Below are 21,319 nucleotides of genomic sequence, written 5' to 3' on the forward strand. Positions count from 1 at the left end.
TCTCCCCCCCCCACACCCCCCCCCCCCCCCCCCCCCCCCCCCTCCCCCCCCCCCTCCCCCCCCCCTCCCCCCCCCACCCCCCCCCCCACCCCCCCCCCCCCCCCCCCTCGCCCCCCCCCCCCCCCCCCCCCCCCCCCCCCCCCCCCCCCACGTTTCTGCTGAGGCGCTGGTTGGGGTCAGCCCTCGTCGTGGGAGACGGCGCGGCGCGCGTCCGCGTCCAGGACACCCCAGCTGATCAGCTGCTCGGTGAGGACCGAGGGCGACTGGTCGTAGATGACGGCGAGGGTGCGCAGGTCGTCCTGGCGGATCGACAGCACCTTGCCGTTGTAGTCGCCGCGCTGGGACTGGATCGTCGCCGCGTAGCGCTGCAGGGGACCCGCCTTCTCGGCCGGCACGTGGGCAAGGCGCTCAAGGTCGAGAACCAGCTTCGGCGGCGGCTCGGCCGCCCCGCCCGGCGTGGTGCCCGGCAGCAGCTCCTGCACCGGAACCCCGTAGAAGTCCGCCAGCTCCGCGAGGCGCTGCACGGTGACGGCGCGGTCGCCGCGCTCGTACGAACCGACCACGACCGCCTTCCAGCGTCCCTGGGACTTCTCCTCGACGCCGTGGAGGGAAAGGCCCTGCTGGGTGCGGATGGCGCGGAGCTTGGCCCCGAGCTGTTTGGCGTATTCGCTGGACATATAGCTCCCCGGACGCTGTATCAACGTGCGGCTCCGCCGCGCGGCTGGTGACTCTTGTGACTCACAGTGAGGTTACGCAGCGTTACTCTTCCCCGTCAAGCCGAATGGTCCGGACCGACCCTCCCGTGGGAGTCACCGGCGGTGGCTTGAAGGGTGGTGATCAGGCGCGTTGCCGGACTGGTACCGTGGATGGCGCAATTCCGACGTCCTTTAATGATCCGTCCCGTGAGGCGGAGAAGGAGGTCCGTTTCGTATGGACACAGAGCAGGACAAGCAGCAGTACGAGTCCGATGCGCGGCCCGTTCTCGAAGGCCCCGACATCGCGCGGGTGCTCACCCGCATCGCCCACGAGATCGTCGAGCGTGCCAAGGGTGCCGACGACGTGGTGCTCCTCGGCATTCCGACCCGAGGCGTCTTCCTCGCCCAGCGGCTCGCCGCAAAGCTGGAGGAGATCACCGACCGAAAGATCCCGGTCGGTTCCCTCGACATCACGATGTACCGCGACGACCTGCGCATGCACCCGCCGCGTGCGCTGGCCCGTACCGAGATTCCCGGTGACGGCATCGACGGCCGCCTGGTCGTCCTCGTCGACGACGTGCTCTTCTCCGGCCGCACCATTCGCGCGGCGCTCGACGCGCTGAACGACATCGGCCGCCCGCGCGCCGTGCAGCTCGCGGTCCTCGTCGACCGCGGCCACCGCGAACTGCCCATCCGCGCCGACTACGTCGGCAAGAACCTCCCCACGTCGTTGCGGGAGACGGTCAAGGTCCAGCTCGCCGAGGAGGACGGTCGCGACACCGTGCTGCTCGGTGCGAAGCGGACCTCCCCGGGCGAGCAGCAGTAGCCCTCCGGCGTACGTCACTTCCGTACGCCTCCCCGGGTGCGCCCCTGCCTGCCCGAATTCTCCCGACCTGAACTGCCTTACGGAGCCTGACAGATGCAGCGTCATCTCATCTCGGCCGCCGACCTCACCCGCGACGACGCCGTCCTGATCCTCGACACCGCCGAGGAGATGGCCAGGGTCGCCGACCGGCCGATCAAAAAGCTGCCGACCCTGCGCGGCCGCACCGTCGTGAACCTCTTCTTCGAGGACTCGACCCGTACCCGGATCTCCTTCGAGGCCGCCGAGAAGCGCCTCTCCGCGGACGTCATCAACTTCACCGCCAAGGGTTCGAGCGTCTCCAAGGGCGAGTCCCTGAAGGACACCGCCCAGACCCTCGAAGCCATGGGCGTCGACGCCGTCGTCATCCGGCACGGCGCCTCCGGAGCCCCGTACCGGCTCGCCACCTCCGGCTGGATCGACGCCGCCGTCATCAACGCCGGTGACGGCACCCACCAGCACCCCACCCAGGCCCTGCTCGACGCCTTCACCATGCGCCGCCGCCTCGTCGGCCGGGACGCCGGGATCGGCCAGGACCTGTCCGGCAAGCGCATCACGATCGTCGGCGACGTCCTGCACAGCCGGGTCGCCCGCTCGAACGTCGACCTGCTGCACACCCTCGGCGCCGAGGTCACCCTCGTCGCCCCGCCGACCCTGGTGCCCGTCGGCGTCGAGACCTGGCCCTGCGAGATCTCCTACGACCTCGACAGCACGCTCTCCAAGTCGGACGCGGTGATGATGCTGCGCGTGCAGCGGGAGCGGATGAACGCGGCGTTCTTCCCGACCGAACGCGAGTACTCGCGGCGCTACGGCCTCAACGGTGAGCGCATGGCGAAGATGCCCGAGCACGCCATCGTGATGCACCCCGGCCCGATGGTCCGCGGCATGGAGATCACCGCCGAGGTCGCCGACTCCGAGCGCTGCACCGTGGTCGAGCAGGTCGCCAACGGCGTCTCGATCCGGATGGCCGTCCTCTACCTGCTGCTCGGCGGCAACGAGCCCGCCGTCACCCACACCCGTACCGAGGAGAAGTAAGACCATGAGCAAGATCCTGATCCGTGGTGCGAAGGTGCTCGGGGGCGAGCCGCAGGACGTTCTGATCGACGGCGCTGTCATCGAGGCGGTCGGTACCGGCCTCTCGGACGAAGGCGCCGAGGTCGTCGAGGCCGACGGCAAGGTGCTCCTTCCGGGGCTCGTCGACCTGCACACCCATCTGCGTGAGCCGGGCCGTGAGGACTCCGAGACCGTGCTCACCGGTACGCGGGCCGCGGCCGGCGGCGGCTACACCTCCGTGTTCGCCATGGCCAACACCTTCCCGGTCGCCGACACCGCCGGTGTCGTCGAGCAGGTCTACCGGCTCGGCCAGGAGCACGGCTACTGCGACGTGCAGCCCATCGGCGCCGTCACCGTCGGCCTGGAGGGCAAGAAGCTCGCCGAGCTGGGCGCGATGCACGAGTCCGCGGCCGGGGTCACGGTCTTCTCGGACGACGGCAAGTGCGTGGACGACGCGGTGATCATGCGCCGGGCCCTGGAGTACGTGAAGGCCTTCGGCGGCGTGGTCGCGCAGCACGCGCAGGAGCCGCGGCTCACCGAGGGCGCCCAGATGAACGAGGGTGTCGTCTCCGCAGAGCTCGGGCTCGGCGGCTGGCCCGCGGTCGCCGAGGAGTCGATCATCGCCCGCGATGTCCTCCTCGCCGAGCACGTCGGATCGCGCGTGCACATCTGCCACCTGTCGACGGCCGGTTCGGTCGAGATCGTGCGCTGGGCCAAGTCCCGGGGTATCGACGTGACCGCCGAGGTCACCCCGCACCACCTGCTCCTCACCGACGAGCTGGTGCGCACGTACAACCCGGTCTACAAGGTCAACCCGCCGCTGCGCACCGAGCGTGACGTGCTCGCCCTGCGCGAGGCGCTCGCCGACGGCACGATCGACATCGTCGCCACCGACCACGCCCCGCACCCGCACGAGGACAAGGACTGCGAGTGGGCCGCGGCCGCCATGGGCATGGTGGGGCTCGAGACCGCGCTGTCCGTCGTCCAGCAGACGATGGTCGAGACGGGGCTGCTCGACTGGGCCGGTGTCGCCGACCGCATGTCCTTCAAGCCCGCCGCGATCGGCCGGGCGAAGGGCCACGGCCGTCCCGTCTCGGCAGGTGAGCCCGCGAACCTCACCCTGGTCGACACGGCATACCGTGGGGCCGTGGACCCCGCGGGCTTCGCCTCGCGCAGCCGCAACACCCCCTACGAGGGCCGTGAGCTGCCGGGCCGGGTCACGCACACCTGGCTGCGGGGCAAGGCCACCCTCGTCGACGGGAAACTCGCGTGACACCTCTGATCTCGATGGCCGCCGAACAGAAGTCGGCGGAAGTGACCGACTGGGCCGCCCGGGTCGGCTGGCTCGTGGGCCTCGCGCTGTTCGTCGCCCTCGTCTACTGGCTGATGCGCGAGGGCTGGAAGTGGCGCGGCACCCTCCAGGGTGACCTGCCGGAGCTGCCCACCGCGCCGTCCGAGCCCGGTCCGGCGAGACTGACGATGAGCGGCCGCTACCACGGCTCCACCACGGCCGGGCAGTGGCTCGACCGCATCGTGGCACACGGCCTGGGTACCCGGAGCCGGGTGGAGCTCACGCTGACGGACGCGGGACTGGACGTCGTACGCCCCGGAGCCGCCGACTTCTTCATCCCGGCCGAGGCACTGCGCGAGGCCCTGCTCGGCAAGGGAATCGCCGGGAAGGTGCTCAGCGAGGGCGGTCTGCTCGTCGTCACCTGGGCGCACGGCGACAAGCTGATCGACTCGGGCTTCCGCTCGGACCGCGCGGCGGAGCACCACGAGTGGGTCGACACCCTGAACAACATGATCAACAAGAGCATCGACACGGAAGGCGCACGATGACGACCTCCACCAGGGGAGCCGCGAAGGTTCCCGCCGTACTCGTCCTGGAGGACGGCCGGTTCTTCCGCGGCCGTGCCTACGGGGCCGTGGGGGAGACCTTCGGCGAAGCGGTGTTCTCCACCGGCATGACCGGCTACCAGGAGACCCTCACCGACCCGTCGTACCACCGCCAGGTCGTCGTGATGACCGCCCCGCACGTCGGCAACACCGGCGTGAACGACGAGGACCCCGAGTCGCAGCGGATCTGGGTCGCGGGCTATGTCGTGCGCGACCCCGCGCGTGTGCCCTCCAACTGGCGTGCCAAGCGCTCGCTGGACGAGGAACTGCGCAAGCAGGGCGTCGTCGGCATCAGCGGCATTGACACGCGTGCGCTCACCCGCCACCTGCGCGAACGCGGCGCCATGCGCGTCGGCATCTTCTCCGGCAACGCGCTGCCCGACGAGGGCACGATGCTCGCCGAGGTGCGCCAGGCGCCCGAGATGGAGGGCGCGAACCTCGCCGCCGAGGTCGCCACCAAGGAGAAGTACATCGTCCCCGCGATCGGTGCGAAGAAGTTCACCGTCGCCGCCGTCGACCTGGGCATCAAGGGCATGACCCCGCACCGGATGGCCGAACGCGGCATCGAGGTGCACGTGCTGCCCGCGACGGCCACCGCCGAGGAGGTGTACGCCGTGAACCCCGACGGCGTGTTCTTCTCCAACGGCCCCGGTGACCCGGCGACCGCCGACGGCCCGGTGGCCGTCATGCGGGAAGTGCTGGCTCGCAAGACGCCGCTCTTCGGCATCTGCTTCGGCAACCAGATTCTCGGCCGCGCGCTCGGCTTCGGCACCTACAAGCTGAAGTACGGCCACCGCGGCATCAACCAGCCCGTGCAGGACCGTACGACCGGCAAGGTCGAGGTCACCGCGCACAACCACGGCTTCGCCGTCGACGCCCCGCTCGACAAGGTGTCCGACACCCCCTACGGCCGCGCCGAGGTCTCCCACGTCTGCCTGAACGACCAGGTCGTCGAGGGGCTCCACCTCCTCGACCAGCCGGCCTTCAGCGTCCAGTACCACCCCGAAGCGGCAGCGGGCCCGCACGACGCGGCCTACCTGTTCGACCGCTTCGTAGAGCTCATGGAGGGCCAGCGTGCCTAAGCGCACCGATATCCAGTCCGTCCTGGTCATCGGCTCCGGCCCGATCGTCATCGGCCAGGCCGCCGAGTTCGACTACTCGGGAACCCAGGCGTGCCGCATCCTGCGCGCCGAGGGCCTGCGAGTCATCCTGGTCAACTCCAACCCGGCGACGATCATGACCGACCCGGAGATCGCCGACGCCACGTACGTCGAGCCGATCACCCCCGAGTTCGTCGAGAAGATCATCGCCAAGGAGCGTCCGGACGCCCTTCTGCCCACCCTCGGTGGTCAGACGGCACTGAACACCGCGATCTCCATGCACGAGCAGGGTGTCCTGGAGAAGTACGGTGTCGAGCTGATCGGCGCCAACGTCGAGGCGATCAACAAGGGCGAGGACCGCGACCTCTTCAAGGGCGTGGTCGAGGCCGTCCGCGCGAAGATCGGGCACGGCGAATCCGCCCGGTCCGTGATCTGCCACTCCATGGACGATGTCCTCAAGGGCGTTGAGACGCTGGGCGGTTATCCCGTCGTCGTCCGGCCCTCCTTCACCATGGGCGGCGCCGGCTCCGGCTTCGCGCACGACGAGGAGGAGCTGCGCCGCATCGCGGGGCAGGGCCTCACGCTCTCCCCGACCACCGAGGTGCTCCTGGAGGAGTCCATCCTTGGCTGGAAGGAGTACGAGCTTGAGCTGATGCGCGACAAGAACGACAACGTCGTGGTCGTCTGCTCCATCGAGAACTTCGACCCCATGGGTGTGCACACCGGCGACTCGATCACCGTCGCGCCCTCGATGACGCTGACCGACCGCGAGTACCAGCGCCTGCGCGACATCGGTATCGCGATCATCCGTGAGGTCGGCGTCGACACCGGCGGCTGCAACATCCAGTTCGCGGTCAACCCGGACGACGGCCGGATCATCGTCATCGAGATGAACCCGCGTGTGTCGCGTTCGTCGGCTCTCGCCTCCAAGGCGACCGGCTTCCCGATCGCCAAGATCGCCGCGAAGCTCGCCGTCGGCTACACGCTCGACGAGATCCCGAACGACATCACCGAGAAGACGCCGGCGTCCTTCGAGCCGACGCTCGACTACGTGGTCGTCAAGGCCCCGCGGTTCGCCTTCGAGAAGTTCCCAAGCGCCGACTCCACCCTCACCACGACCATGAAGTCGGTCGGCGAGGCCATGGCGATCGGCCGCAACTTCACCGAGGCGCTGCAGAAGGCGCTGCGCTCGCTGGAGAAGAAGGGCAGCCAGTTCACGTTCGTGGGCGACCCCGGCGACAAGGCTCTTCTTTTGGAAGAGGCCGTGCGCCCCACCGACGGCCGGATCAACTCCGTCATGCAGGCCATCCGCGCGGGCGCCACGCCCGAGGAGGTCTTCGAGGCGACGAAGATCGACCCGTGGTTCGTCGACCAGCTGTTCCTGATCAAGGAGATCGCGGACGAACTGGCCGCCGCCGACAAGCTGGACCCCGAGCTGCTGGCGGAGGCCAAGCGGCACGGCTTCTCCGACGCGCAGATCGCCGAGATCCGCGGGCTGCGCGAGGACGTCGTGCGCGAGGTGCGGCACGCGCTCGGTGTCCGCCCGGTCTACAAGACGGTCGACACCTGCGCCGCCGAGTTCGCGGCCAAGACGCCGTACTTCTACTCCTCGTACGACGAGGAGACGGAGGTGGCGAGTCGTGAGAAGCCCGCGGTCATCATCCTGGGTTCCGGCCCGAACCGCATCGGCCAGGGCATCGAGTTCGACTACTCCTGCGTCCACGCCTCCTTCGCGCTGAGCGACGCGGGCTACGAGACCGTGATGGTCAACTGCAACCCCGAGACCGTCTCCACGGACTACGACACCTCCGACCGCCTGTACTTCGAGCCGCTGACGCTCGAAGACGTGCTGGAGATCGTCCACGCGGAGACGCTGGCCGGTCCGGTCGCGGGTGTGATCGTGCAGCTCGGCGGCCAGACCCCGCTGGGTCTGTCGCAGGCGCTCAAGGACAACGGCGTGCCGGTCGTGGGTACGTCCCCCGAGGCGATCCACGCCGCCGAGGACCGCGGTGCCTTCGGGCGGGTTCTCGCGGAGGCGGGTCTCCCGGCCCCCAAGCACGGCACGGCCACCACCTTCGCCGAGGCCAAGGCCATCGCGGACGAGATCGGCTACCCGGTCCTCGTACGGCCTTCGTACGTCCTCGGCGGGCGCGGTATGGAGATCGTGTACGACGAGACGCGGCTGTCCTCGTACATCGCCGAGTCGACCGAGATCAGCCCCTCCCGGCCCGTCCTGGTCGACCGCTTCCTCGACGACGCGATCGAGATCGACGTCGACGCCCTGTACGACGGCGAGGAGCTGTACCTCGGCGGCGTCATGGAGCACATCGAGGAGGCCGGTATCCACTCCGGCGACTCGGCGTGCGCGCTGCCGCCGATCACGCTCGGCGGGTTCGACATCAAGCGCCTGCGGGCCTCCACGGAGGCCATCGCGAAGGGTGTCGGGGTCCGTGGCCTGATCAACATCCAGTTCGCGATGGCGGGCGACATCCTGTACGTCCTCGAAGCCAACCCGCGCGCCTCGCGCACCGTGCCCTTCACCTCGAAGGCGACCGCGGTGCCGCTGGCGAAGGCCGCCGCCCGGATCTCGCTCGGCGCCACCGTCGCCGAGCTGCGCGCCGAGGGGCTGCTGCCCGCGGTGGGCGACGGCGGAGAGCTGCCGCTCGACGCGCCGATCTCCGTCAAGGAGGCCGTCATGCCGTGGTCGCGGTTCCGCGACATCCACGGGCGCGGCGTCGACACGGTGCTCGGCCCGGAGATGCGCTCCACCGGTGAAGTCATGGGCATCGACTCGGTGTTCGGCACGGCGTACGCCAAGTCGCAGGCGGGCGCGTACGGTCCGCTGCCGACCAAGGGCCGCGCCTTCATCTCCGTCGCCAACCGCGACAAGCGTTCGATGATCTTCCCGGCGCGTGAACTGGTCGCCCACGGCTTCGAGTTGCTCGCCACGTCCGGCACGGCCGAGGTGCTCAAGCGCAACGGCATCAACGCCACCGTCGTGCGCAAGCAGAGCGAGGGCGAGGGCCCGAACGGCGAGAAGACCATCGTCCAGCTCATCCACGACGGCCAGGTCGACCTCATCGTCAACACGCCGTACGGCACCGGTGGCCGCCTCGACGGCTACGAGATCCGTACGGCCGCCGTGGCGCGGTCCGTGCCGTGCCTGACGACGGTCCAGGCGCTCGCCGCCGCCGTCCAGGGCATCGACGCGCTCAACCACGGTGACGTGGGCGTGCGTTCACTCCAGGAACACGCCGAGCATCTGACCGCGGCCCGCGACTAGCAGCCCTGAGGGGGACATCGGAAACGGTGTCCCCCTCTTCATGAGGCCCCTTCAAGGGGTCGTACGACCCCTTCGTCGGGCTCTTTCGAGGACATGATCATGTACAAGCTCTTCTTCAACCTCGTCTTCAAGCGCATGGACCCGGAGCAGGCCCACTACCTGGCCTTCCGGTGGATCCGCCTCGCCGTCCGCGTCCCCGTCCTGCGCACCTTCATCGCCGCCGCGCTCGCGCCCCGCTACAAGGAGCTGCGCACCGAGGCGTTCGGGCTGCGGATGCACGGTCCGTTCGGGCTCGCGGCCGGCTTCGACAAGAACGCCGTCGCCATCGACGGCATGTCGATGCTCGGCTTCGACCACATCGAGATCGGCACGGTCACGGGGGAGCCGCAGCCGGGCAATCCCAAGAAGCGGCTGTTCCGCCTTGTGCCGGACCGGGCGCTGATCAACCGCATGGGGTTCAACAACGAGGGCTCCGAGGCCGTCAGCGAGCGCCTGGGGGCCCGTACGCCCGTCTTCAAGACCGTCGTCGGCGTCAACATCGGCAAGACCAAGGTCGTCCCCGAGGAGGAGGCCACCGGCGACTACGTGAAGTCGACCGAGCGGCTCGCCCGGCACGCCGACTACCTCGTGGTCAATGTGAGCTCGCCGAACACCCCGGGCCTGCGCAATCTTCAGGCCACGGAGGCGCTGCGCCCGCTGCTGAGCGCCGTCCGTGAGGCCGCCGACCGTGCCGTGACCGACCGCCGCGTGCCGCTCCTCGTCAAGATCGCTCCCGACCTCGCCGACGAGGACATCGACGCGGTCGCCGACCTCGCCGTGGAGCTCGGCCTGGACGGGATCATCGCCACGAACACCACCATCGCGCGCGAGGGACTCGGTTTGAAGTCCGAACCCTCTCTCGTCAAAGAGACCGGCGGACTCTCCGGTGCGCCGCTGAAATCGCGCTCCCTGGAGGTGCTGCGCCGCCTCTACGCGCGCGTGGGCGACCGGATCACCCTGGTGGGCGTCGGTGGCATCGAGAACGCCGAGGACGCCTGGCAGCGCATCCTGGCCGGCGCCACGCTGGTGCAGGGCTACAGCGCCTTCATCTACGAGGGCCCCTTCTGGGGCCGCGCCATCCACAAGGGGCTCGCCGCCCGCCTCCGTACGAGCCCGTACGCCACCCTCGCCGACGCGGTCGGCGCCGACGTGAGGAAGTCCGCATGAGCCTGGAACCCTTCGGCGCACGTCTTCGCCGCGCCATGGACGAGCGCGGCCCGCTGTGCGTCGGCATCGACCCGCACGCCTCCCTGCTCGCCGACTGGGGCCTAGGCGACGACATCGCGGGCCTGGAGCGCTTCAGCCGCACCGTCGTCGAGGCGCTGGCCGAGCGGGTCGCCGTCCTCAAGCCGCAGAGCGCGTTCTTCGAGCGGTTCGGGTCGCGTGGCATCGCCGTGCTGGAGAAGTCGGTCGCGGAGGCGCGGGCCGCCGGGGCCCTGGTCGTCATGGACGCCAAGCGCGGCGACATCGGCTCGACCATGGCCGCGTACGCGGAGACCTTCCTGCGCAAGGACGCGCCGCTCTTCTCGGACGCCCTGACGGTGTCGCCGTATCTGGGCTACGGCTCGCTGAAGCCCGCGGTGGAGCTGGCGCGCGAGAGCGGTGCCGGCCTCTTCGTCCTCGCGCTCACCTCCAACCCGGAGGGCGGCGAGGTGCAGCACGCCGTCCGTGCGGACGGCCGGAACGTCGGAGCGACGATGCTCGGGCACCTGGCCGACGAGAACGCCGGGGAGACGCCCATGGGCTCCTTCGGCGCGGTCGTCGGGGCCACGCTGGGCGATCTCTCCTCGTACGACCTGGACATCAACGGACCGCTCCTCGCGCCCGGAATCGGCGCCCAGGGGGCCACCGCGGCCGATCTGGCGGGCGTCTTCGGAGCGGCGGTGCGCAATGTCGTCCCGAACGTGAGCCGGGGTGTTCTGCGTCACGGTCCCGACGTGGTCGCGCTGCGCGAGTCCGCGGCGGGCTTCGCGGAGGAGATCAGGGCAGCTGTGGCGGCTGCCTGAGTGCTCCGAGAGCCGCGGGACAGTCCTCCGATGAGTGTCTTCGGAGCGCCTCGAGTCCGAATACATCCTCAAATCCGGGGCGGTATGTCGGAAATGTCCGGCTCCAGGGAGGCTGACCAGGACTTTTCCGCTGTTCTCGCTGACTCTGGCGGACTTGCCCGCTAGTCTCCGTCGAGTGGGGGCACCTCCCACGCTTTTAAGGCAGTGGGGGAGAACGGGCAAGCGTGTTGCTCGTAGCTCCCCAGGTGTGGGGCGACTAGGTTCCTCACCGGTCCGTATCCGACAGATCGACATCCGAGGTGACGTAGGCGTGGCTCTTCCGCCCCTTACCCCTGAACAGCGCGCAGCCGCGCTCGAAAAGGCCGCCGCGGCTCGCCGGGAGCGGGCCGAGGTCAAGAATCGACTCAAGCACTCCGGCGCCTCCCTTCACGAGGTCATCAAGCAGGGCCAGGAGAACGACGTCATCGGCAAGATGAAGGTCTCCGCTCTCCTCGAGTCCCTGCCGGGCGTGGGCAAGGTCCGCGCCAAGCAGATCATGGAGCGACTCGGGATCTCCGAGAGCCGCCGCGTACGCGGCCTCGGTTCGAACCAGATCGCTTCCTTGGAGCGAGAGTTCGGCGGCTCCGGCGCCTGAGTCCTGGGCATACCGGGATTGCTGGAATAATCGCTGCATGAGTGAACGTCCGCGGCTGACCGTGCTCTCCGGCCCCTCAGGGGTCGGCAAGAGCACGGTCGTCGCTCATATGCGCAAGGAACACCCCGAGGTCTGGCTCTCGGTGTCGGCGACGACCCGCAAGCCGCGCCCCGGTGAGAAGCACGGAGTCCACTACTTCTTCGTCTCCGACGAGGAGATGGACAAGCTGATCGCCAACGGCGAGCTCCTGGAGTGGGCCGAATTCGCCGGCAACCGCTACGGGACGCCCCGCGCGGCCGTCCTCGAACACCTGGAGGCGGGCGTGCCCGTCCTCCTGGAGATCGACCTCCAGGGCGCCCGGCAGGTCCGGGAGTCCATGCCGGAGGCCCTGCTCGTGTTCCTGGCTCCGCCCTCCTGGGAGGAGCTGGTGCGCAGGCTCACCGGCCGGGGCACCGAACCGCCCGAGGTGATCGAGCGCCGCCTGGAGGCGGCCAAGATCGAACTGGCGGCCGAGCCGGAGTTCGATGTCACCCTGGTCAACACCTCTGTCGAGGACGTGGCGCGTGAGCTGCTAGCCTTGATGGAAGTTGTTTGATCTTTCAGGTCTTTTTCCACCTTTCGGAAGGCAGAGCGTGTCCTCTTCCATCACCGCGCCCGAGGGCATCATCAACCCTCCGATCGACGAGCTCCTCGAGGCCACCGACTCGAAGTACAGCCTCGTGATCTACGCGGCCAAGCGTGCCCGTCAGATCAACGCGTACTACTCGCAGCTCGGCGAGGGCCTCCTCGAGTACGTCGGTCCGCTCGTCGACACCCACGTCCACGAGAAGCCGCTCTCGATCGCCCTGCGCGAGATCAACGCGGGCCTGCTGACGTCCGAGGCCGTTGAGGGCCCCGCGCAGTAGTCACTGTTTGTTTCCTCATCCCAGGCCCGGCGGCGCGACTGTCGGGCCTGTGGTGTGTCATGGAGTCGTACGTCTTCGAGCCGGGGCGTGCGTGTCTCGAGTGCGGGGAGGCCCTGGTGGGCAAGCCGAAGGTCGTTCTGGGGGTCAGCGGTGGCATCGCCGCGTACAAAGCCTGTGAGCTGCTGCGAAGGCTGACGGAGTCGGGCCATGACGTGCGCGTCGTACCCACCGGGTCCGCGCTGCACTTCGTCGGCGCCGCCACCTGGTCCGCGCTCTCCGGCCACCCCGTCTCCACCGAGGTCTGGTCGGACGTCCACGAGGTCCCGCACGTCCGCATCGGGCAGAACGCGGACCTGGTGGTCGTGGCCCCCGCGACCGCCGACATGCTCGCGAAGGCGGCCCACGGCCTGGCCGACGACCTCCTCACGAACACCCTGCTCACCGCCCGCTGTCCGGTGGTCTTCGCGCCCGCCATGCACACCGAGATGTGGGAGCACCCGGCCACCCAGGAGAACGTGGCGACGCTGCGCCGCCGCGGCGCCGTTGTCATCGACCCCGCGGTGGGGCGCCTGACCGGTGTGGACACCGGCAAGGGGCGGCTGCCCGAGCCTTCGGAGATCTTCGAGGTCTGCCGCCGCGTCCTGGCCCGGGGGGTGACCGAGCCGGATCTCGCCGGGCGTCATGTCGTCGTCAGCGCGGGCGGCACCCGCGAGCCCCTCGACCCCGTCCGCTTCCTCGGCAACCGCTCCTCCGGCAAGCAGGGATACGCGCTCGCCCGCACCGCCGCCGTGCGGGGCGCCCGGGTCACCCTGATCGCCGCGAACACCGGGCTGCCGGACCCGGCCGGTGTGGACGTCGTAGCGGTCGGGACCGCGGTGCAGCTGCGCGAGGCCGTGCTGAAGGCCGCCTCGGACGCCGACGCCGTGGTGATGGCGGCGGCGGTGGCGGACTTCCGCCCGGCCGCGTACGCGGCCGGAAAAATCAAGAAGAAGGACGGTCAGGAACCGGAGCCGATCGTGCTGGTCCGCAATCCGGACGTCCTCGCGGAGATCTCGAAGGACCGCGCCCGTCCCGGCCAGGTGGTCGTCGGCTTCGCCGCCGAGACGGACGACGTCCTGGCCAACGGTCGTATGAAACTCGAACGCAAGGGCTGTGATCTCCTCGTCGTGAACGAGGTGGGGGAGCGCAAGACCTTCGGTTCCGAGGAGAACGAGGCCGTGGTGCTCGGAGCCGACGGGAGCGAGACCCCGGTGCCGTACGGACCCAAGGAAGCCCTGGCCGATACCGTGTGGGACCTCGTGACGCGCCGACTGGGGTGAATGTCTCATTCGCCTCAACGGACGCACCAAAGCGCGTGAAAACGGGTGCGGCGCCCCTGGCGGAGGTCGTTCGTGATGGCGCAGAATGCCCGTGCCGCAGGTCACAGCGCTTCCGAGAAGCGAGACAGGGGGACCTGTGGGCGAGCGCGACCGATAAACTGTTCTCGGACGACGCCGAGCGCAGCTCTCGTCCCGTCCGCCAATGATCAGCCAGCAGCCGCTGCAACCACAGGGAGCGTTGTGTCCCGTCGCCTGTTCACCTCGGAGTCTGTGACCGAGGGTCACCCCGACAAGATCGCTGACCAGATCAGCGACACCATTCTCGACGCGCTTCTGCGGGAGGACCCGACGTCCCGGGTCGCCGTGGAGACGCTCATCACAACCGGCCTGGTGCACGTGGCCGGCGAGGTCACGACCAAGGCGTACGCGCCGATCGCCCAGCTGGTCCGCGACAAGATCCTGGAGATCGGCTACGACTCGTCGAAGAAGGGCTTCGACGGAGCCTCCTGTGGCGTCTCGGTGTCGATCGGCTCGCAGTCGCCGGACATCGCGCAGGGCGTCGACACGGCGTACGAGAACCGGGTCGAGGGCGACGACGACGAGCTCGACCGGCAGGGTGCGGGCGACCAGGGCCTGATGTTCGGGTACGCGACCGACGAGACCCCGAACCTGATGCCGCTCCCCATCCACCTGGCGCACCGCCTGTCGCGCCGCCTCTCGGAGGTCCGCAAGAACGGGACCATCCCGTACCTGCGCCCCGACGGCAAGACCCAGGTCACCATCGAGTACGACGGCGACAAGGCGGTCCGCCTGGACACGGTCGTCGTCTCCTCGCAGCACGCGAGCGACATCGACCTGGACTCCCTCCTCGCGCCCGACATCCGCGAGTTCGTGGTCGAGCCGGAGCTCAAGGCCCTCCTCGACGACGGCATCAAGCTGGACACCGAGGGCTACCGCCTCCTGGTCAACCCGACCGGCCGCTTCGAGATCGGCGGCCCGATGGGCGACGCCGGCCTGACCGGCCGCAAGATCATCATCGACACGTACGGCGGCATGGCCCGCCACGGCGGCGGCGCCTTCTCCGGCAAGGACCCGTCCAAGGTCGACCGCTCCGCCGCCTACGCCATGCGCTGGGTCGCCAAGAACGTCGTCGCCGCGGGCCTCGCCTCCCGCTGCGAGGTCCAGGTCGCCTACGCCATCGGCAAGGCCGAGCCCGTCGGCCTCTTCGTCGAGACCTTCGGTACCGCCAAGGTCGACGCCGAGAAGATCGAGACCGCCATCACCGAGGTCTTCGACCTCCGCCCGGCGGCCATCATCCGCGATCTCGACCTGCTGCGCCCGATCTACTCCCAGACCGCCGCGTACGGCCACTTCGGCCGCGAGCTGCCCGACTTCACGTGGGAGCGCACGGACCGCGTGGACGCGCTGCGCAAGGCTGTCGGCCTGTAGGACCGCTTGTGTGTCGGTGAGGCCCGGTGTCCCTTGGGGGGTACCGGGCCTCACCGCGTCACTCCTCGGGCTCCGGGGAGGTTTCTCCGACGTCGACCGTGCCCGCTCGCGCCCGACCGAAGCGCTGCCTGAGCTGGTCGACGACCTCCGACTTGTCATGAGCTCGGGCCAGATCGATGAGCGACGTGATCGTCCGCGTACGGCGCCGTCGGCGGGGGCACCAGATGCTCGAAGGCCGGAGCTGACGTCATGGCTCCCGGTGTGATGGTTGCGGGTACTTCCGGGTGATGTCCCCTGGCAGGTTCGAATCCTGCCGCCGGTCCGGGATCCGGTCCTGGACAGGTATGGCCGAGTGGCCCATGGCAGAAGCCCCCTCAGGGCGTTCGCGATCCGCGGCCGACTTGATCTCGGGCGCGCGGCGGTGTCAGTGGGGTCTGGTAGGAATGTTGCTGTGAGCAGCGCGAATGGGCGGGGTGAGGGTGGTGCGGAGGGTGCGCCGCCCGAGCAGCTTGCGTTGATTCGGGAGGGGATACGGGGGGCCAAGGCACCCAAGGCGAAGCCGCGGACCTGGCGGGGGGCCGCTCTCGCCAAGGAGTTGCCCGTCGCGCGCGTGCTGGTCGACAAGGGCGTGCTGCATCTTGATCGTTACTTCGACTACGCCGTGCCCGAGGAGCTTGATGACGAGGCGCAGCCGGGCGTGCGGGTTCGGGTGCGGTTCGGGGCCGGACGGCATCGGGTGCGGGAGGGACGGCGCGAGGGCGGGGGGCTGATCGACGGGTTTCTCGTCGAGCGGCTCGCCGAGTCCGACTACGCCGGGCCGCTCGCCGCGCTGGCCCAGGTGGTGTCTCCCGAGCCCGTGCTCGGGCCCGAGCTGCTGGGGCTCGCGCGGGCCGTCGCCGATCGGTACGCGGGCAGTCTCGCCGATGTGCTGCAGCTCGCCGTGCCGCCGCGGAACGCGCGGGCCGAGGGGAAGCCCTCGCCCGCGCCGCTTCCCGTTCCCAGCGTGCCCGCGGCCGGGTCCTGGGCGAGGTACGGACGGGGAGCGGCCTTTCTGGAGTCGCTCGCGGCGGGCGGGGCGCCACGAGCCGTGTGGAACGCGCTGCCGGGGCCCGGCTGGGCCGAGGAGATCGCCCGAGCTGTGGGTGCCACGCTCGCCTCGGGGCGGGGCGCGCTCGTTGTCGTACCCGATGGGCGGGCTGTCGCTCGTGTTGATGCCGCGCTTTCCTCGTTGCTGGGGGAGGGGCGGCACGCGGTGCTCACCGCCGAGGCCGGGCCGGAGAAGCGCTATCGGGAGTGGCTCGCGGTGCGTCGGGGGTCCGTACGGGCTGTTGTCGGGACCCGGGCCGCCATGTTCGCACCCGTACGGGATCTGGGGCTCGTCGCCATCTGGGACGACGGGGACGGCAGCCACAGCGAGCCGCACGCGCCGCAGCCGCATGCGCGGGAGGTGCTGCTGCTGCGGGCGGCCCATGACAAGTGCGCCTTTCTGCTGGGGAGTTGGGGCTGCACCGTCGAGGCCGCGCAACTCGTCGAGAGCGGGTGGGCGCTGCCGCTGGTCGCGGAGCGGGAGCAGGTGCGGGGGGCCGCGCCACTCGTGCGGACCGTGGGGGACGGGGATCTCGCGCGGGACGAGGCCGCTCGGGCCGCGCGGCTGCCGACGCTCGCCTGGCAGGTTGTCAAGGAGGGGTTGAAGCACGGGCCCGTGCTCGTACAGGTGCCTCGGCGGGGGTACGTACCGCGGATGGCCTGTGCGCAGTGCCGGGCGCCCGCGCGGTGCCGGCACTGCGCCGGGCCGCTGGAGGCGCACGACGCCGGGGCGTTGCGGTGTGCGTGGTGCGGGCGGGACGAGGCTGCCTGGCACTGTCCCGAGTGCGGTGGCTTCCGGCTGCGGGCCCAGGTCGTGGGGGCGCGGCGGACCGCCGAGGAGCTGGGGCGGGCGTTTCCGGCCGTGCCCGTGCGGACGTCGGGCCGGGAGCAGGTGCTGGACACGGTGCCGGGTGCGCCCGCGCTCGTCGTGAGCACGCCGGGGGCCGAGCCCGTGGCCGAGGGCGGGTACGCGGCCGCGTTGCTGCTCGATGGCTGGGCGATGCTCGGGCGGCCCGATCTGCGGGCCGGTGAGGACGCGTTGCGGCGGTGGATCGGGGCAGCGGCGCTCGTGCGGGCGCAGGGGGCCGGGGGCACTGTGGTGGTCGTGGCGGAGCCGACCTTGCGGCCCGTGCAGGCGCTCGTACGGTGGGATCCCGTGGGCCACGCGGTGCGTGAGCTCGCCGAGCGCGCCGAGCTGGGGTTTCCGCCAGTGTCCCGGATGGCGGCCGTGTCCGGGACACCGGAGGCTCTCGCCGGATTTCTCGCGGCGGCCGAACTTCCTGATGATGCCGAGGTGTTGGGGCCCGTACCACTGCCCGTCACGGACGCCGGGCGGCCGCGTCGGCCGGGGGCGCCTCCTCCGGGGGAGCTGTGGGAGCGGGCTCTCATCCGCGTACGGCCGGGGAGTGGCGCCGCGTTGGCGGCCGCGCTGAAGACCGCGCAGGCGGCGCGGATGGCGCGCGGGGGGAGTGAGCCCGTACGGATTCGGATTGATCCGCCGGACATCGGGTGAGTCAACTGTGGTGGGGGCGTGGGTTTGGGGTCGTGAGCGTGGGGCTGCCTCCCGGGCTTTGCGGCGCCGGGAGGCAGATGCGGATCAGCTGTTGCGATCAGCCGTTGCGCGGGCCCGGGAACGCCGTGGGCCTCACCTCTTCGCGGAGCGTGGGGCTGCCCGCCGTCGGCTGGGTCGGCATGGAGCGGGCCGCGGGGACCGTCGGCACCGTGGGCATACCGGTGTTGACGGCGACCGCGCGGCTGCCCGACGGCTCCGTGGCCCGCTCCGCCTCGGCGGCGGCCTGGGCCGCGGCGCGACGGGCGCCGTAACGGCGGTGCACCGCCTGCTTGGTGACCCCGAGGGCCGAGCCCACCGCGTCCCACGAGAAGCCCAGTGAGCGGTCGAAGTCCACGGCGGCCGTGACCAGGGTCTCGACGCTGTCCCGCAGCTCCTGGGCGAGGCGGACGGTCGGGGCGGGGGCGCGTCCGTAGACGACGAAGCCCGTGGAGGGGCCGGAGCGGCGCGGGCGGTAGACGTTGCCCAGTTGGGCGGTGAGCGTGCGCAGTGCGTCCACCTGCCGGCGGACCCGCTCGATGTCCCGCACCAGCAAGTGCAGGCTTGCCCGAGCCTGGGCGTCGTGGGTTGCGTGGTCGGCCATGAACAAGCCTCTCGAACCGGCGTTGAAAAGGATCGGGCCGCGATTGCGGCCCGATGTGGTCAACTCTTTCTTGACCAACGCGTCTCGGGGTGAGTGGTCACGCTGCGGGGGCGTAAGGGCATATGCACGGGGCGCATTCTGGGGCGTACGCCCCCGCTGAGGGGTTGACTCGCCTCACCCTCCGGCCTTGGCTCATTTGTTCTCCCACTCGCACCGTCCGGAAGAGCGCGGACCGCGGCGGCGTGAGCCCCGTCCGGGCGTGGCGCCGGCAGAACACCCGAGCCCCCGAGGCCGCGTGCCGCTTAGACTGGTGCGCTGCCCCGCACTCCGCTCCAACCGGCATGCGTGCGGGGGGTAAAGAACTCCCGCCCGAGAGGCCAACCGCCACCCATGAAGCTCGTCTTCGCAGGTACCCCCGAGGTCGCCGTTCCCGCTCTGGACGCCCTGATCGCCTCCGGGCGGCACGAGGTGGCCGCCGTTGTCACCCGGCCCGATGCGCCGGCCGGGCGGGGGCGCAGGCTAGTCGCGAGTCCGGTCGCCCAGCGGGCGGAGGAGGCCGGGATCGAGGTGCTGAAGCCGGCGAAGCCGCGGGACGAGGAGTTCCTGGCGCGGCTGCGGGAGATCGCGCCGGACTGCTGTCCTGTGGTCGCGTACGGGGCGCTGCTGCCCCGGGTCGCCCTCGACATCCCCGCCCACGGCTGGGTCAACCTGCACTTCTCGCTGCTGCCCGCCTGGCGCGGCGCCGCCCCCGTGCAGCACGCGGTCATGGCCGGCGACGAGATCACCGGTGCCTCCACCTTCCTCATCGAGGAAGGGCTCGACTCGGGGCCCGTGTACGGGACCGTCACCGAGGAGATCCGGCACACCGACACCAGCGGGGACCTGCTCACGCGACTCGCCTTCGCCGGGGCCGGGCTGCTCGCCGCGACCATGGACGGGATCGAGGACGGCACCCTCAAGGCCGTGCCGCAGCCCGCCGACGGCATCACCATGGCGCCGAAGATCGCCGTCGAGAACGCCCACATCGACTGGGCCGCCCCGGCGCTCCGCGTCGACCGGGTCGTACGAGGCTGCACGCCCGCCCCCGGCGCGTGGACCGTCTTCCGCGGCGAGCGGCTCAAGCTCATCCAGGTGGCCACCGTGCCCGAGCGCACCGACCTCGCCCCGGGTGAGCTGGCCGTCGGCAAGAACAACGTGTACGTCGGGACCGGTTCGTACGCCGTCGAGCTGCTGTGGGTGCAGGCCCAGGGCAAGAAGCCGATGCGTGCGGCCGACTGGGCGCGGGGAGTTCGGATCGCTTCGGGCGAGACCGTCGGCGCGTGAGCGGACGTAGGCTGGACGGGTCGAACCATCCAGGATCCGGAGCACCTTTTTCGTGAGTGAGCAGTCCCGTCGGCCGAGCAAGCCCGGCAAGCCCTACCGCCGCCCCCAGAAGGACCCGGTCCGCATGCTTGCCTTCGAGGCGCTGCGGGCCGTGGACGAGCGGGACGCGTACGCGAACCTCGTCCTGCCGCCGCTGCTGCGGAAGGCGCGCGAGAAGGGCGACTTCGACGGGCGGGACGCGGCGCTGGCGACGGAGCTGGTGTACGGGACGCTGCGTCGGCAGGGCACCTACGACGCCGTCATCGCGGCGTGTGTCGACCGTCCGCTGCGCGAGGTCGATCCGCCGGTGCTCGACGTGTTGAGCCTGGGGGCTCATCAGCTGCTCGGTACGCGGATTCCGACGCACGCCGCCGTCTCCGCCTCCGTCGAACTCGCCCGGGTCGTGCTCGGCGACGGGCGGGCCAAGTTCGTCAACGCCGTGCTGCGGAAGGTCTCGCGGCACGATCTCGACGGTTGGCTGGAGCAGGTCGCGCCGCCCTACGACGACGACCCCGAGGACCATCTCGCGGTCGTGCACTCGCACCCGCGCTGGGTCGTCTCCGCGCTGTGGGACTCGCTCGGGGGCGGGCGTGCGGGCATCGAGGATCTGCTCGAGGCCGACAACGAGCGGCCCGAGGTGACCCTCGTCGCCCGGCCCGGTCGCTCCAGCGCCGAGGAACTCCTCGACGCGCTCGGCGAGGAGTCCGCGCTCCCGGGACGCTGGTCGCCGTACGCCGTGCGGCTCATCGAGGGCGGCGAGCCGGGCGCCATCGACGCCGTACGGGAGGGCCGTGCGGGCGTCCAGGACGAGGGCAGCCAGCTGGTGGCGCTCGCCCTCGCGAACGCGCCGCTCGACGGGCCCGACAAGGCATGGCTGGACGGCTGCGCCGGCCCCGGCGGCAAGGCCGCCATGCTGGCCGGTCTCGCCGCCGAACGCGGCGCCGTGCTGCTCGCCTCCGAGAAGCAGCCGCACCGGGCCGGCCTCGTGGCGAAGGCGCTCGCCGGGAATCCCGGCCCCTACCAGGTCATCGCCGCCGACGGCACCCGTCCGCCGTGGCGGCCCGGCACCTTCGACCGCGTGCTCATGGACGTGCCCTGTACGGGCCTGGGCGCCCTGCGCCGCCGTCCAGAGGCCCGCTGGCGGCGCCGCCCCGAGGACCTGGACGGCTTCGCGCCGCTCCAGCGCGGGCTGCTGCGCACGGCGCTCGACTCCGTACGGATCGGCGGCGTCGTCGGGTACGCGACCTGCTCTCCGCACCTCGCCGAGACCCGCGCGGTCGTCGACGACGTGCTCAAGCACTACGACGGCGGTTCCGCCGAGCTGCTCGACGCCCGCCCGCTCCTGCCGGGCGTACCGGCTCTGGGCGACGGGCCCGACGTACAGCTGTGGCCGCATCTGCACGGCACGGACGCGATGTACCTGGCTCTGATCCGCCGGACGGCGTGAGCCGACGACGGCTCTGATCCGCTGGACTGG

The 21,319-nt window shown here is 70.7% G+C and carries 18 protein-coding genes; 16 read left to right on the forward strand and 2 right to left on the reverse strand.

All coding sequences use genetic code 11. From position 1 onward, the window contains the following. Positions 1 to 176: 176 nt before the first annotated feature. On the reverse strand, positions 177 to 677 hold the full coding sequence (bldD, locus tag ACZ4WS_RS10485) for a transcriptional regulator BldD (protein ID WP_067366005.1): 501 nt from the start codon (positions 675 to 677) through the stop codon (positions 177 to 179). Positions 678 to 930: 253 nt separating this feature from the next. Here bldD and pyrR point away from each other — a divergent pair, with 253 nt between their 5' ends. From pyrR to ACZ4WS_RS10555, 14 genes are all read left to right on the forward strand, one after another. Then, a complete protein-coding gene (gene pyrR / locus ACZ4WS_RS10490) occupies positions 931 to 1,521 on the forward strand; it encodes a bifunctional pyr operon transcriptional regulator/uracil phosphoribosyltransferase PyrR (RefSeq protein WP_467979036.1) in 591 nt (196 codons plus the stop codon). Between the two features lie 93 nt (positions 1,522 to 1,614). Then, positions 1,615 to 2,592 carry an aspartate carbamoyltransferase catalytic subunit gene (locus ACZ4WS_RS10495; RefSeq protein ID WP_467979037.1) on the forward strand — a complete coding sequence of 326 codons (978 nt, stop codon included), beginning with the start codon at positions 1,615 to 1,617 and terminating at the stop codon, positions 2,590 to 2,592. A 4-nt stretch (positions 2,593 to 2,596) separates the two neighbouring features. Next, on the forward strand, positions 2,597 to 3,883 hold the full coding sequence (locus ACZ4WS_RS10500) for a dihydroorotase (protein ID WP_467979039.1): 1,287 nt from the start codon (positions 2,597 to 2,599) through the stop codon (positions 3,881 to 3,883). Between the two features lie 14 nt (positions 3,884 to 3,897). Continuing rightward, complete coding sequence (locus tag ACZ4WS_RS10505; protein WP_467979278.1) at positions 3,898 to 4,449, forward strand: PH-like domain-containing protein; 552 nt, start codon at positions 3,898 to 3,900, stop codon at positions 4,447 to 4,449. Further along, entirely contained in the window at positions 4,446 to 5,588 is a 1,143-nt protein-coding gene (gene carA, locus ACZ4WS_RS10510) for a glutamine-hydrolyzing carbamoyl-phosphate synthase small subunit (RefSeq protein WP_467979041.1), read from the forward strand. The genes ACZ4WS_RS10505 and carA overlap by 4 nt, the downstream gene beginning before the upstream one ends. Further along, complete coding sequence (carB, locus tag ACZ4WS_RS10515; RefSeq protein ID WP_467979042.1) at positions 5,581 to 8,889, forward strand: carbamoyl-phosphate synthase large subunit; 3,309 nt, start codon at positions 5,581 to 5,583, stop codon at positions 8,887 to 8,889. The genes carA and carB overlap by 8 nt, the downstream gene beginning before the upstream one ends. Before the next feature lie 99 nt (positions 8,890 to 8,988). Next, positions 8,989 to 10,095 (forward strand): quinone-dependent dihydroorotate dehydrogenase, encoded by a 1,107-nt coding sequence (locus tag ACZ4WS_RS10520; protein WP_467979043.1) that lies wholly within the window; start codon positions 8,989 to 8,991, stop codon positions 10,093 to 10,095. Beyond that, the gene (gene pyrF / locus ACZ4WS_RS10525; RefSeq protein ID WP_467979044.1) at positions 10,092 to 10,934 is read left to right on the forward strand and encodes an orotidine-5'-phosphate decarboxylase; all 843 of its coding nucleotides are present in this window, start codon (positions 10,092 to 10,094) and stop codon (positions 10,932 to 10,934) included. The genes ACZ4WS_RS10520 and pyrF overlap by 4 nt, the downstream gene beginning before the upstream one ends. Positions 10,935 to 11,244: 310 nt before the next feature. Then, positions 11,245 to 11,568 carry an integration host factor gene (locus tag ACZ4WS_RS10530; protein WP_016638838.1) on the forward strand — a complete coding sequence of 108 codons (324 nt, stop codon included), beginning with the start codon at positions 11,245 to 11,247 and terminating at the stop codon, positions 11,566 to 11,568. A 37-nt stretch (positions 11,569 to 11,605) separates the two neighbouring features. Beyond that, a complete protein-coding gene (gene gmk, locus ACZ4WS_RS10535; RefSeq protein ID WP_467979046.1) occupies positions 11,606 to 12,163 on the forward strand; it encodes a guanylate kinase in 558 nt (185 codons plus the stop codon). Positions 12,164 to 12,200: 37 nt separating this feature from the next. After that, on the forward strand, positions 12,201 to 12,473 hold the full coding sequence (gene rpoZ / locus ACZ4WS_RS10540; RefSeq protein ID WP_003982715.1) for a DNA-directed RNA polymerase subunit omega: 273 nt from the start codon (positions 12,201 to 12,203) through the stop codon (positions 12,471 to 12,473). Positions 12,474 to 12,589: 116 nt separating this feature from the next. After that, positions 12,590 to 13,792, forward strand: a complete 1,203-nt coding sequence (gene coaBC, locus ACZ4WS_RS10545) for a bifunctional phosphopantothenoylcysteine decarboxylase/phosphopantothenate--cysteine ligase CoaBC (RefSeq protein ID WP_467979280.1) — start codon at positions 12,590 to 12,592, stop codon at positions 13,790 to 13,792. 240 nt (positions 13,793 to 14,032) lie between these two features. Then, positions 14,033 to 15,241: a methionine adenosyltransferase gene (metK, locus tag ACZ4WS_RS10550; RefSeq protein ID WP_467979048.1), complete on the forward strand. Its 1,209-nt coding sequence runs from the start codon at positions 14,033 to 14,035 to the stop codon at positions 15,239 to 15,241. A gap of 451 nt (positions 15,242 to 15,692) precedes the next feature. Further along, the gene (locus ACZ4WS_RS10555) at positions 15,693 to 17,840 is read left to right on the forward strand and encodes a primosomal protein N' (RefSeq protein ID WP_467979049.1); all 2,148 of its coding nucleotides are present in this window, start codon (positions 15,693 to 15,695) and stop codon (positions 17,838 to 17,840) included. Between the two features lie 97 nt (positions 17,841 to 17,937). Here the strand turns inward: ACZ4WS_RS10555 and ACZ4WS_RS10560 are convergent, their stop codons facing one another. Beyond that, a complete protein-coding gene (locus tag ACZ4WS_RS10560) occupies positions 17,938 to 18,480 on the reverse strand; it encodes a hypothetical protein (protein ID WP_467979051.1) in 543 nt (180 codons plus the stop codon). 390 nt (positions 18,481 to 18,870) lie between these two features. Between ACZ4WS_RS10560 and fmt the strand changes: the two genes are divergently transcribed. Both fmt and ACZ4WS_RS10570 read left to right on the forward strand, forming a co-directional pair. After that, positions 18,871 to 19,803 (forward strand): methionyl-tRNA formyltransferase, encoded by a 933-nt coding sequence (fmt, locus tag ACZ4WS_RS10565; RefSeq protein WP_467979052.1) that lies wholly within the window; start codon positions 18,871 to 18,873, stop codon positions 19,801 to 19,803. 52 nt (positions 19,804 to 19,855) lie between these two features. Beyond that, on the forward strand, positions 19,856 to 21,289 hold the full coding sequence (locus ACZ4WS_RS10570; RefSeq protein WP_467979054.1) for an RsmB/NOP family class I SAM-dependent RNA methyltransferase: 1,434 nt from the start codon (positions 19,856 to 19,858) through the stop codon (positions 21,287 to 21,289). Positions 21,290 to 21,319: the final 30 nt, after the last annotated feature.

Source organism: Streptomyces sp. NPDC029292 (assembly GCF_055569295.1).